A 14226-nucleotide genomic window follows, 5' to 3' on the forward strand; every position below is an offset into this window, starting at 1 on the left:
CCACACGATATAATGTTAAACATAGTCAGGCCCTCGCGAATCGGTTAACTATACATAGAAGATTGATATCAAACCAGTATGGCATTTTCACATCATGAACGACAGGTGACGACTGAAACATAACGCTAACATAAGATATGCAGTAGCAACAGGAGGTGTTATTTATGATTCGAATTGGACTTACGGGCTGGGGAGATCAGGAAGATTTATACCCCAATCGTACCAAAGCGAAAGACAAGCTCCGTCTGTATGGACAATATTTTACGAACGTAGAGGTAGACAGTTCCTTCTACGCCGTTCAGCCTCGGGACCGAATGGCACGCTGGGCAGCGGAGACGCCGGAATCCTTTGCTTTTATCGTCAAAGCCTATCAAGGGATGACAGGACATCTGCGAGGAAAGCCCTATTTCACCAGCACCTCCGAGATGTATAAGGCTTTTCGCGAATCGCTGGAGCCTGTCATGGAAGCAGGCAAGATGCAAGCGGCCTTGTTCCAGTACCCACCGTGGTTTGAATGCAATCGGGACAATGTCAATGAGCTTCGTGAAGTGAAGCTGAGAATGGAAGGCATCCCATGTGCTCTCGAATTTCGTCATCGCAGCTGGTATGAAGAAGGCATGCGCGAGCGGACGCTGGCTTTTATGAAGGAGCAAGGCTGGATTCACAGCGTCTGTGATGAACCTCAGGCAGGCCAGGGGTCTATTCCCATCGTTCCCGAGGCTACCGATGCCGAGATGACGTTGGTGCGCATGCACGGACGCAATGTATCAGGCTGGCATCAGAATGGTGCACCCAATTGGCGGGAGACCCGTTATCTGTATCGCTATAACCAGGAAGAGCTGCTGGAATGGAAGGGTTATTTGGAGCAATTGCAGGAGCAGAGCAAGGATGTGTATGTGATTTTCAACAACAACTCGGGCGGCGACGCCGCTGCGAATGCACAGATGATGATGGAGCTGCTGGAGCAGCCTGTGAAGCCCTTCCCCGACCGCACGGAGCCGGAGGAGGAAGAAGGACCGGAGCAATTGGAGCTGTTTTAACTCCATCAGTGCAATTCAGAATGTGAACGGAATATTTCCATCCATAAAGAATAAGCGGCAAGCCTCAGGGCTATGCCGCTTTATTGGTCATTAGGCTGTATGATGCAGATGAACACATGGTTGCTGTACTAGCGTTGTGCGGCTGTAACCGAAGAGTCGAATAAAATCCGGCTTAGCTGCTGGTTCATTTTATACGTTTCAATCCCGGCCAGAAGTACAATTCCTATTCCATGTGTATCGTTCAGAATCCATCCCAGATCGTCCCGGTAATAGAGAGCGGTGAAGGAATAACCGGAACCCCGACACACACCGTACACATTGCCTTTATAATCAATGGACAGACGGGTCATGCCTTCCCAGCCTTTGCGCACCGCATCCAGGTAGGCCGCCGGCTGCTCCAGCCAGCCTTCACGAATACCGCGTGCATAGGCGTAGATGAACATCGATGTGCAGGAGGTTTCCTCATACGAATCCGTGCGATTCAGCACCTGATGCCAGAGTCCATTTTCACCTTGCAGCGTCAAATATCCCTGACATAAATCCCGGTAGAAGCTCAGCAGTTCCGGGCGTTTGACGTGATCACTTGGCAGAATTGATAGCAGTTCGGTTAGCGAAAACAGAACCCATCCATTTCCGCGCCCCCATGGGATGCCTGTCGCCCGTCCACGCACAAAATCATACACATGGGACATGATCTGCTGTTCGGGAATATAGAGATATTTGCGGAACATGAGGAACTGATTGATCGCATCATCCCAATACGAAGTATCTCCCGTCAATTGACCGTAACGCATCAGGAAAGGTGTGCTCATATACAGATCATCACACCACATCGTTTCCTGGCGCATCTCGCCGCTGCCGCGAACACGGTAAAAGGCCCCGTCGTCCAGACGTTCCTGTTCATCCGTGATGTAGCCTGCAATACGATCTGCAGTATCTCTCCCCCCGCGAATATCGCCAAGTTCCATCGCTGCGAGTAAAGTAGATCCGAATGAACCGCAATCATCCAAGCTATCGATCGCAGACAACTGATTATTGATTCCCGCTGCGCCGTACCCTTCCCGATCCCATAGACCATAACGGTCAAACGACGTACTCAGGCCGATATGGTCCCGCACATACTGAACATAGTCGTCACGTCCCAACTCCTGTCCAATCTGCAGAAGGCCAAGCAGGGTGACACCGAGTGGATAATTCCATTTGCCATAATGGGTATTTTCCAAATAAGGTCGAACACTCGTTTCGGGAAGATCTACATGCCAGTACACGCCTCTGGCTCCATCATCAAATACGGTATCCGTTACCACGATATCTTTGGGAGATGGTTCAGAGCCTGGAGCAAATACGCCCGTATACAGCCAAGCGTCGGGACATCCTGCAACCGGATGAGGTGGTCTTAATCTCCAGCCTTTTGAATCTGAGGTTTCCCCAGTATTTAATGTAAATCCCCAGGAGCCGTTCCTGGCCTTCGTTTCACCTTTGGCTACGAGATCACAAGCACCATAGCGACAAGGCAGCTCAACATGGAAAGTTCCGGTAGCCCCAGCAGTGTACACTTCCCTGCCGTCCACATATAAAGTCAGTGCACCGTCATGCGTTCCTTGTAAAATTACTGGTAACGATCCAGGCTGGATTACATCGAGCTTGGACCAAGCATAAGCTACCAGCGACTGCTCGGTGTCGGATGGATTTGCTGAATCGGATTGATCTATCGAATCCGTGGCAACTGTCAGAATTCTGTTAAAGCAACCCGCCTCCTGTTCCTCTTCTGTCCAGTCCCTGCGTGGATACCAGGAGAGACCCGTTTCTGCTTCAGTCATGTCATCACGAGGGAGTGCTGATGGAGGTTCATCGACTGGTTCCGAGTACAACCAGCCTTCCTGGCCTTGACGATCCACACCGGGTGTGAGGAAGTGAAGCGGGAAATTTTTGAATGAAGCCGTGCCGTAAATACCACCGAATCCCACCTCGGTTTTGACAAAACAAAGCAACACATCGTTCCAGCCATACTTCACGGAAATGGGGATCTGGGTTCTGCGCTCGGGAAATAACTCCTGCAACAGCTCGGATCTGAAAATTTCTTCTCCGTTCACATAGATCGTCACCGGACTATAACAGTTCAGTCCTGTATTTAATGTAGCCTCCTGGTGACTCCATAACTTGCCCCACACGTACACATACTGGCCTACACGAGCCTCTTTCCACTTGGCATCCAGATTCAGATCATAACGGTAATCCCCAAGTCTGCGGAAGCCTCCCCGGTGGTAAGCTCGGAACAAAAAGGAGTGTTTCGGATGATCGCCAATATAACGCTGGGCCACCGTGGTCAACATATCCGGAATTGAATCATACACCTTGCCTGCAATCGCCTCGTTCTCATGAAAATAACGAATGATCGTCAGCTCCCTTCCTATACCTTGATTCGTTCGGTTAGTCGCAATGTCTCTCCAGCCTTCACTTCAACCACCTGCTGATCCGCCGTAAACCAGACGGAAATGGCCGATGGATTGTGAATGATGGACCGATCTGCTGAACATTCCAGACGTTTGACTGCTTTCCAGTAAGCCATCACTTCAATGTTCGTTGCGTACCAGATGTCGTCTCGGCCGCCAATCTGCTCTGCAAACTGTTCAATAATTTCCCAGTTGTCGTTATCATTGAATTCGTAGCTGTGGCCCCATACATATAACAAAAGTGGCGTACCTGTCTTCGTGTGCTGGATAAAACGTTCAGCATGAGCCGCCAGATCATGGTTGTGGTGACAGGTTGGATGCCATTCCAGCGGTCGCTCAGGCAGTGTGTACCTGCCATGGGATTCAACCGTGCGTGCATAATCGATACCGAGCCACTCCAGCTTGGTGCTGAGTGAACGGTCATAGCCCCCATTCGGGTAGGCCATACCTCGTACCGGATAACCGACAAGCTGTTCCAGCGCTCTCCGATCCTCCATAATCTCTTCGGTCAGCAGCTCATCCGGAACGTAAGGCAATGTAGGATGGGTGACCGTATGTACAGCCACTTCATGCCCGGCGTACAATTCCGCAACTTCTGCCGTCTCGATCCGACCAGGCTTGCCCAGCGTACCGGAGTTCAGATTGAAGGTGCACCTCAGCCCATGTCGATTGAAAAGTTCCACCAGTCTGCGGTCATGCACCACCCCGTCGTCATAACTGAGCGTCAATGCTTTCATTACGCCACCCGGATACCGGTCGAATTGAATGCGATGTCCCATCTTGTTCCTCCTCTTCATAACTCACCATGAATCTTCCAGCATGAAATGAACGTTGAGAAATTTGAAATTTACACTACCTAGAAACGTCTGTAGCCCGGAGCCCTGCATGAGAAATGGGTAGGGATAATCCCGACATATCCCTTTCTCTCGTAACGTTTATTCTTTAGCAGATCACTGACCCGCTTCACGCAAGCTATGACTGGCTGAGTCAAAATACGTACCTTCCAGCAATCCAATCAATGTATTGGTAACACGAACTTCAATATCGTTATCCCCTGCTCGAAGCCAGGAGGGTTCTCCCGTCCAGCGATATGGAGACCAGCATCGAACGCCCAGACTATAACCATTCACCCGTACCTCTACCACATCCTGTACCCGCCAGTCGTTGAATTCCAGTTCAAAAGACCCGACCTCTTCAGCAGGCTCATCCAGCCAGAAGTTCCGTTTATAACTCATCTCTCCTGCAAAGTGAGGATAAAGTGGTTGGGGTTCTGGCCCAATTCGAATCGCTGTATCCGGTTCAGGAACAAGAGAGATCATCCCCTCATGATGGAATTCAACACCAAACTGCCCTTGCAGATACAGCGGATCAACGATACCTTCTTCATCCCTCGTCACCTGTACGGTAACGGTCATTTCATTCAGACCACTGTGTAATAACTCCGTTATATTACAGCCAATATTATGGTGATCGGTAATTTCAATCGCCTCAAATTGACCTAGTCCAATCTGTTGTCCGTTGATTTCCATCGTCCAGTCACCTGATATAGCCGCCCTGTCCATGAATAACAGACATTCTGCCAATGCCGTCCTCAGCTCAAATGTAGTCGTATATTTGCACTGGATTGGATAGGCAACGGATGCTTTCTTTGGTGTGCCGAACACCTGATTAAATTGGAGTGGCAGGTGATGTTGCTCCGACAATTCAGCCGCCTGGTCAATAAAAGGTTTGACTGCCACATGATCACGCTCAAAAATTACACCGTTGTCATTGGAAGCTGTTACGTTGAACTGACCCATTCGAAGTGTATTGGGCTGCACCGTTTCCAGGCGCCAAGGCCCCTCCGAAGGAAGCTGAATGGTATAGGGTGCGTTCTCAGTCTCAGTAACTAAACGACCCGCGCCAGACTTCGTCCCTGTTTGGTTCAGAGCAAAAGAATTCCCCTCTGATGCCTCTTGGGCATGTTGTAAAGTAAGCCTCACCGCATGTGCTTCATAGGGAGCAAGCTTTAGAGAAATGCACCACTCACCACCACTGCTGGTATATGGTAATGGATAACACTGTCCTGTCTCCAGATCAAGCCGTTCCGCCAGCAGAGTTGTACCTGTTGAAAGATCCACACTTGTCCATAACCGCTTGGCTACCATTTTCAATTGCCCCTCAAGGTGTTGTCCTTCCTGGTTGGACAAGAAGATCATAAACTCTCCATCCGATAATTGACGGGTCTGCATAAGCAGTGACGCACTTTCTTCTTCCATGATCCAACAGATCGGTTCGGGCAGTACCTGATCCAGCAGCAGGGAGATCAATTCCAAGGAGAAGTCATCCCCGCGACCTGTTCCCGCAGGTAGAAAATAGGCATTTCCCTGTCCCTGTTGCCACATCGATTCGCTGCTGTCGTGACCTGTTTCTTCCGCATTGCCCCAATATGCCTCCTGCGGCTGATTGCCTGCACCAAAGAACTGGGCAGCCTCATCTCCCACAGGACTCCCCGGTTGTATGGCTACATACGGGGGCATGCCTACGGATATGACCGTTCCCCCCTGTTCCACGAACTGTTTTACCTTCTGCCAGGCTGCTGCCTCCAGGTTCAGCATCGGTGGAAGAATCAGCACCTCATAACGCGCAACGCCAATCTGAATCGTGCCCTCGGCCAGCACAGCTTCGGCCAACAGCTCAGGGTCCAGATGGTCATAGTCGCGTCTGTTTTCGAGCAGGTGGGAGCTAATGCGCATCCAGTCGTTCGTGAGACGATCCAGCTTGGTCCGTTCTGCTTCGTCCTCTCCACCATATTCAAATCCGTGAAGCGGATTACCCATCAGGCTCCAGAACGTAGTCGTTGGATCAAGCACAGCAATTCGGATATCCGCTGTTCCGGTGCTCATCAGATAGCTTAAACGTCCCGTGTAATCCCCGAGCTGCCGGAAGTGACGCCAATATGGGTTCTGTATGAACTGGGATGGTGGTGCATCATGCTTGGCAAGTCCGCCAATGGTATAGAAAAAGGCATGGAAGTTAAAAAAGTTGGTGCCCATGGCTGCCATCCGATCAATCATCCACTTGGCATCCTGCAGCGTCATCGACCAGCCTACACTGTGAAAACACTCCATCAGATTACGGCTTCGTCCCAGCTGTCTGGCAAGCGAGCTGACCATCTTCGGATTGTCGCGCATTTTTTTGCCATACCGTTCCAGAATCCAGGATAAGGGGCGTCCGATTTTCTCATGTGCCGAGTCTCCCCCTGGCATGTGGCTGAACAACTGCGTGGTCATACGAACCCCGGGCACTTCTGCCGCATATTGAATCCCCGCCTCTTCGCACCAGTCATGTACCTGCTTGTGATATGACTCCCTGAGCAGCAGATGCAGCGACTGGTAATAGTCATATCGAATACGCTCCGCATCTGGAACATCGCCATATAACAGAGCCGGCAGGGACTCAATCAGACTGTAACCACAGCGTTCACTGAAATATGGGGGAAGCTGTGGAGACCACGGGATACGCCCAAGCGGCGCGATCTCATCGGAGAACATGCCTTTGATTACGCTTTCAAATTGTTCTCCAACTGCCTCTTTATACCGGTCATGGGTCAGTTCAATAAAACGGCTCATTGCTTCCTTGTGACACGGGTCAACGAAGCTGCCGTAATATTTGAAATCATCCATCTCTTCTTCCTGAAATATAATCACGTCCCATTCCCCAGCGGGAGCTACCCACAACAGTCGAAAAGCCGTTCGATATGTAAAAAACCGCTTACGGTTATACGACGTGAGTCCTGTCTCCTGGTATACCTGATCCGTCTGAATATTGCCGATATTGTTCCGCAAATCAATGGATTCATGCCACACTCGTTTGCCCTGTTCATCCTTGGGTATTGCCTTTGCGACTAGAACTCTTCCCCATGGCAATTCATGCTCCACAGCTTCTCCGCCAGGAACACTGAATTGATGATGTACAAGCTCGCGCTGCTTCGCCTCGGGAAAATCCAGTGTCACTTCTCCACCTGCCATCCCGCTTGGATAAGGGTACTCGTCATATAACCAGACCTGCATGCCGCAGGCAGCCGCCGCATCCACCGCAATCCGCACCTTGTCAAACCATGCTTCAGACAGATAGGGAATCTCCAGCCCCTGACGTGGACAGATGAAAAAACCGCCTACGCCCTTTGCAGACATTTCGGCGATTTGCCGTTTGATTTGCCCTTCTTCCATATCCCCATTCCAAAACCAAAAGGGATGAACCCGGTATTGCGCTTCAGGATTTTCAAATGCATCCTCGTTCCACATGTCGCTTCCTCCCTGTATGTTCAAGAGTGGCTATTCGTCTACCAATACCGTTCATTTAAGTTCAAATCAGTTTGTTTTTCAATGATTATACATCAAAATCCAAAGACTGGAAGCCATATTTCGCAAAAAGAGATGAAGCTGGTTTTCAGATGGCCTGAGCAATGCATATACGGAAATGCCCGGCTGCCGCCCTTACACTGCGAGCAAGGCTGCCGGGCTCTGGAACATCCATCTACTTCAGTGCAGCGTACAGTTCATTCACTTCTTTGACATAGTCATCACCACCACTGCTTTTCCACAGTGCTACGGCATCCTGGAAGCCTTTTTCATCAATTTGCCCTACGATGAATTTGATACGCGCATCATTAATGATGTTATCCAGCTGCGGGCCCTTCTGGGCATACACGTCAGAGATCAGCGGTTCGCCAGGATTCGCAATGACGATCTCCTCGTTGGCTTTCTGCACCTGTGCAACCTTTTGGCGAACAGGTGTCTGCTGCACACGCAGCGTTTTGTCCTCTGGAATAAACATTAGGATCTGGTTAAGCCCCTGCACATCACGCAGTGCCAATTTGTCGGTCGTCGGAATGACATAATCCTCTTTTTTCTCATACTGCTTGCCCTCCAGACCGTTCCCCAGCAGCGCCTGCAGCTCAGGTTCATTCAACTGATCCAGGAAACTCAGCACTTTTTTCAGGTCTTCTTCCGTTTTGACACTGCTTTTGGAAATGGCGATCATGCCGGAGTAGCCGGACGTTGGCATGTCACGAAGACCCTTCGGCCCTTCCATTGCTTGAAGCACATCCACATGCCCCGTCGCTGTCGGATCTTTATCCAGTATTTTCTGATCCATACGCTGTGCGTTATCTGCCACATCTACCATCACGCCTGCTTGCCCATTTACAAAAGGATCAGGCAGTTTCGTCGCATCCATCACGGCAAAGTCCTTGTTCACCAGACCCTCGCTGTAGATTTGACGGAAAAATTTCAGAGCTTCCATATACTCCGGTGTCTCATGTGCCGGCATCAAACCTCCTTTTCCATCTTCGCCCCATTTGTTGGGTGCACCGAACCAAATCTGCATGTTATCCCAAGGACCGGTGAATTTGCTCGCCACCAGACCGTAAGTGTCGTCCTTACCATTGCCGTCCGGATCATCCTTCGTGAACGCTTTCAATACGTTGTAAAACTCATCAATCGTCTTTGGCTCTTCCAGACCAAGCTTCTCCAGCCAATCCTTACGGATCGTGACACCGTTACGTCCTAGGGCACGTGCGCGATAGATGCCATAGGTTTTGCCATCGATAGAAGCATTGTTGGTGATAATTTCATTCATCTGGCTGAGGTTCGGATAATCTTTCAGATAAGGTCCAAGCTCCCAGAAAGCTCCGGTTCGAGCCGCATTAATGAAACTCGGGGATTTGCCAAGCACAACCATAATATCGGGCAGCTTGCCCGAAGCCAGCGTGATATTAAATTTGTCTTCATAGGAGCTGCTCGGTACCCATTGCAGATTCACATCCATCTTGGTCAATTCTTCAAGCTTCTGAATCACAGGGCTGTTATCCGGCGGATTCTCCGCTTCAAAATTCGGAAGCATAATCGTAATCTGATCCGTGCCTCCCGCAGTGGTTCCTGAACCTGCTTTGTCTGTGGAGCAGGCCCCCAGAACCGTGCTCAGTACTAATAATGCAGACAGTAGCAGTGCACCTTTTTTGAATCCCGTCTTTTGTCCCATACGTTCTCCCCCTTGGCTTTAGCCCTTGATTGAACCTAACATGACACCTTTGGCAAAATGCTTCTGCAAAAACGGATACACCAGCAAAATCGGAATGGTACCGACGACAATGACCGCCATCTTAATGGACTGCTCCGGTGGCTGCACAAAATTGGGGTCCATGTTCGCCATATCGCCGACACTGGCCTGCGAGAGCAAAACGATCTGTCTCAGCATGACTTGCAATGGCCATTTGTCACTGTCGGAAATGTACAGGAGGGCCGAGAAAAAGTTATTCCAGTGCCCTACGGCGTAAAATAACGCAAATGTGGCAATCACCGGTTTGGATAATGGCAGAACAATTCGCCACAACACCCCAAGATCCGAACAGCCGTCAATGCGGGCCGCTTCCTCCAGCCCGGGCGGCATTTGCTGAAAAAAGTTTTTGACAACTATTAAGTTAAAAGCGCTGATGGCGCCAGGAAGCATGAGGGCCCAATAGGAATCCAGCAGTCCAAGTCCACGAATGACGAGATAAGTCGGGATCATCCCGCCACCGAACAGCATGGAGAAAATCACCATGTTCATCATGACATTACGCCCCCAAAAATCACTTCGGGACAGTGGGTAAGCCATCGTCAGCGTGAAGAAGAGATTGACCAATGTACCTGCAACCGTTACAAATATCGAAACCCCTATACTGCGGAAGATGGTGGACGAGGAGAAAATATACTCATATGCGCTGAATGAAAATACCTTCGGGATAAGGAAAAAACTGCGTTCGGTGATCTCGGCTTCGGTCGCGAATGAATTTCCTATAATATACAGGAACGGAAGGACGGTTAATATGCCCAGAATCCCCAGCATGACGTAATTGATAATATCGAATACTCTGCCGGCAGGGCTGTTGTATAGACGGCTGTTCATGGGCGATTTCCTCCTTATGAATGGATGGCAATGGATGGCAACACACCTTAATAGATCCCGGGATGACCGAATTTCTTGGCTAGTTTGTTACTGCCGAGCACCAGAATGATCCCGACCACAGACTTGAATAAACCGACAGCCGTACTGTAACTGAATGCACCTTGCGTAATCCCGACGGTGTATACATACGTATCAAATACGTCTGCCACATCACGGTTGAGTGAATTGGTCATCAGATAGATCTGTTCGAATCCCGTATCCAGAAAGTTTCCCAACCGGAGAATGAGCAAAATGACTATCGTTGTGCGAATCGCTGGAAGCGTGATATGCCACATGCGCCGCAATCGTCCTGCACCATCCACAATCGAAGCTTCAACCTGCTCTGTATCCACACCCGCCAGCGCCGCCAAGAAGATAATCGTTCCCCAGCCCATCTCCTTCCACATCATCTGAACAATAATGAGCGGACGGAATGAACCTGGACTTGCTAGCACATCGATCGGCTTGCCTGTGATCCAGGAGATCAGGTCGTACAATACCCCGCCTTGCGGAGTCAAGAATACGTAAGTGATACTCGCGATAATAACCATGGATACAAAGTGAGGTACATAAACGAGCGTCTGAATCGTTCTTTTGAAAAAAACGACGCGGATTTCATTTAATAATAAAGCGATAATAATCGGTGCCGGGAAAAAGAATATAAGATCATATAAGGCAAGGACGAGTGTATTCCTTAGCAATCGGAAGAAGTCCGGGTTGGAGAAAAAGTTAGTAAAGTTCTCCATGCCCACCCATTGACTGTCGCGAATGCCGAGAAAAGGCTGATAGTCCTGGAAGGCAATAACGATCCCCCACATGGGCAAGTATTTAAATATGACAAAGTACAAAAAACCGGGAAGTACAAGCACATACAGCCATTTATTTCGCTTGAACTGCCTCTTCCAGTTGGACTCCCGCTTCATCGGCAATGCGGCCATTTCCACTTGAGCTGCTGTAGCGCCATTTCCATTCCAGTCCGTCTTCCCGTTCATAATGTCTCCCCTCCCTATTTATGTAAGCGTTATCAAATGACTTGTTATTCAGACTATACAGCTGCCCTGTTTCCGGCAACCTTCATTTTTTGCATGGTTGCGCAATGTGGTCAAAAAGCCCGCTATAACGCCATTCCCACTTCGATTTGGACCTATTTGGGCAGAGGAGATTGCACATTTTTGCAGCATTATCCTTCGTTGCTTTCGAGGTATTTTCGAGGTGAAACATGAATAACCGGATTCCCATGAAGCGGGATTCCGGTCAGCGTTGAAGTCTTATGCACAGGTTTATTTACCCAGCCATTGATCCCGATACTGGCTCGGCGTTAAGCCTTCCTGTTTCTTGAAAATCCGATTAAAGTAACTGTGCTGGTATCCAACAGCCCCTGCGATATCATTGATTTTCATCGTGGTCTCACGCAGCAATTGCTTCGCCGCATCCATTCGTACCCGTGTTAAATAATCAATGAAATTCATACCGGATACCTGCTTGAATGCTTTGCTTAATGCGTAAGGGGTCATCTGCTCCGCATCTGCACAGCTTTCCAGGGAAAGCTCATTTCGATAATTCTCATCGATAAACAACATCGTGCGTGCCACTACCTGCTTCAGCGGCTCCTGGGACCGCATCTCGATCTCCTGTATATAAGGAAGCAATACTTCTCCGATCATCCATTTCATCATTTGGGCAGGTTCTCGAATTGTGGACAATCGCTCATACATGTTGCAGCCCCCAAACAGCTTGTAAGGCGTTACCCCGGTCTGCAGCATCATATGCTGAATACTTCCCAGCAATTGAAGCATCATCTGCTGCACCTGGAATTCGGAACCGCCCGCTCGGGTGACCTCGCTCATAAATTGCTCCAGTACGCGCTCCGATTCATCCTTCTTCCCAAGCCTGATCGCCTGAAGAATCTCACGTTCCAGCCCCAGTGGATACGAGGCTTCTTCCGTCCTACGGAAACATTGCTCATCCTCCAGATCGAGAATCTGGCTCCCAGCTTCCACGCTGCGATAAGCAACCGCCTGCTCCATCTCTACGAATAATCCTGGCAATTCCTGCGGGGAAGCAGCAGGACGGCTTACCATCACCGTCACGTTCATTTTCAATGTCTGACTAATGACCTCCACCAGCTCCTGTCCCCATAACAACGCTTGTGACTTCACCGGCTCGTCCTCGGGAGCTATCACGAGCATGGCCGAAGACAGGTCGTGAAAGTTCATCACGCTAATTTGACTGAAATAGTCTTTGGCAACTTCTTCAATAATATTAACTGCCGCAAAGGTAACCAGCCCCGTATCCTGGCTTCCAAATCGACCCTGTAACTGCGCATATCCCGTAAAATACATCTGAAGTAGCAAAAACTGCTGGCCTTCCACCTCAAAGCCAAGATTCCTCATCCGCTGCTGGAGATCCTGCTCGTTATAGGCATATAGATGCCCCTGCACCAGCTGTAATACAAAACTGTCCCGCAAGTGGGGCAGCTGCTCCTGCAATTGACGGTGTGCGGTTAAACGCTGCGAAGTCAACTCGTTCCACTGCTGCTCCAGCAGCTGGAATTCATCCAGCCTGGTGTCTGTTGTCGTTTCATTCCTGCCCGGAGTCAATAAGTGGAGCATCCTTGCTACTGGGGAGTATATCCTCCGTGATGCAAACCAGGACAACACCAGCCCCAGGAGAAGACTGCCTGCGCTCGCAATGACGATGATTTTGGATACAAGCTTAACCGGCGAGGTCACCGATGTCAGCGGAGCTGCGGAGACATACGTCCAGTCCGAATCAATCCGACTCAGGGATCCATAGGATACGGAGTACGTCTCCTCCTCATATTTGAACAGGAAGGAATGGCTGTCTGGATGCAGGGCCACTTCTTCTTTTAGCTGCTGCTCAAAAGCAAGGTCTGCCTTACCCGCTACCGGATTACCGGTAACCAGCGTATTCCTCTCCTGGTCCATGAGAAACGTTAACCCTTCGTCATAAGGAGTAAGCGTTTTCAATAAGCTGGCGACTTTCTCATTATCCAGCGTAATGATCAGTGCACCGAATGGATTAATGCTTTCACCCGGAATCTTATGTACAAGAACCAGTGCATTACCCGGGTCGGTATGCAGTATACTATCCTTTGCTTGAGCTGCCTGATCGCTGCCCTGGCTCGCAACCCAATCTGTCCAATACACATGGTTGCCCATCGTCAGATAGCGATCATAGGCCTCTATTTTCGCATCGTCCTTCAACTCGTTATAATCCCGGTTAAACAAAATCGATTTCGGTTCCTGTAAATATAGCTGTGCGGTTTTGATGAGCGGATGGGAGCCTTGCAACACATAAAGAGTGGTGACAATCTCCTGTGTTTCGTTGAAATAATACACAAAATCCAGCGTTCGCAGCGCGTTGCCAAATCTGGGTTCAAAAGCCCAATGGGACAAGGTCATCTCCAGATATGCGAGCTGGTCGTCCACGTTGCGTGCCCGATTCTCAATCTGGCTTTGGTGCATCTGATTAAATTCATTTTCCATCCGGTCAACGACCAACTGGTACATCACGATGCCTGTAATCAGTCCGGGAATGCTGGCAATGAGCAAAATAAGCATGAGACTGTTTCGGTAAAAACGCCCTTTATGCCGTCCTGTGGTTGAGGCGGGCCAACGAATGAGTCTGCTGGATGACCTTACGTTCCTACTTGGTTCCATCAGCGCTCACCTGCCTGCTTGTGAATGGTCTGACTGTCATGGGAACTCCCTCAACTCCCCTGCTGAATGGTTTATATTGCA

8 protein-coding genes are annotated in these 14226 nt (G+C 49.7%); 1 reads left to right on the forward strand and 7 read right to left on the reverse strand.

The genetic code is table 11. The features are described from left to right. Positions 1-164 precede the first annotated feature (164 nt). Complete coding sequence (locus P5G61_RS24910) at positions 165-1040, forward strand: DUF72 domain-containing protein (protein ID WP_301248912.1); 876 nt, start codon at positions 165-167, stop codon at positions 1038-1040. A gap of 128 nt (positions 1041-1168) precedes the next feature. Here P5G61_RS24910 and P5G61_RS24915 read toward each other — a convergent pair whose 3' ends face one another. The 7 genes from P5G61_RS24915 to P5G61_RS24945 form a co-directional block, all read right to left on the reverse strand. Further along, positions 1169-3373 (reverse strand): glycoside hydrolase family 88/105 protein, encoded by a 2205-nt coding sequence (locus P5G61_RS24915; RefSeq protein ID WP_301248913.1) that lies wholly within the window; start codon positions 3371-3373, stop codon positions 1169-1171. 77 nt (positions 3374-3450) lie between these two features. Then, entirely contained in the window at positions 3451-4272 is an 822-nt protein-coding gene (locus tag P5G61_RS24920; protein ID WP_301248914.1) for a polysaccharide deacetylase family protein, read from the reverse strand. Positions 4273-4443: 171 nt separating this feature from the next. Then, positions 4444-7779: a glycosyl hydrolase gene (locus P5G61_RS24925; RefSeq protein ID WP_301248915.1), complete on the reverse strand. Its 3336-nt coding sequence runs from the start codon at positions 7777-7779 to the stop codon at positions 4444-4446. A 232-nt stretch (positions 7780-8011) separates the two neighbouring features. Next, positions 8012-9517, reverse strand: a complete 1506-nt coding sequence (locus tag P5G61_RS24930) for an extracellular solute-binding protein (protein ID WP_301248916.1) — start codon at positions 9515-9517, stop codon at positions 8012-8014. Between the two features lie 18 nt (positions 9518-9535). Then, positions 9536-10423, reverse strand: a complete 888-nt coding sequence (locus tag P5G61_RS24935; protein ID WP_301248917.1) for a carbohydrate ABC transporter permease — start codon at positions 10421-10423, stop codon at positions 9536-9538. 47 nt (positions 10424-10470) lie between these two features. Next, positions 10471-11400 (reverse strand): ABC transporter permease, encoded by a 930-nt coding sequence (locus tag P5G61_RS24940; protein WP_301249056.1) that lies wholly within the window; start codon positions 11398-11400, stop codon positions 10471-10473. 342 nt (positions 11401-11742) lie between these two features. After that, on the reverse strand, positions 11743-14145 hold the full coding sequence (locus P5G61_RS24945) for an AraC family transcriptional regulator (protein ID WP_301248918.1): 2403 nt from the start codon (positions 14143-14145) through the stop codon (positions 11743-11745). Between the last annotated feature and the right edge of the window lie 81 nt (positions 14146-14226).

Source organism: Paenibacillus vandeheii (assembly GCF_030433635.1).
In the GTDB taxonomy this organism is placed as follows: Bacteria; Bacillota; Bacilli; order Paenibacillales; family Paenibacillaceae; genus Paenibacillus; species Paenibacillus vandeheii.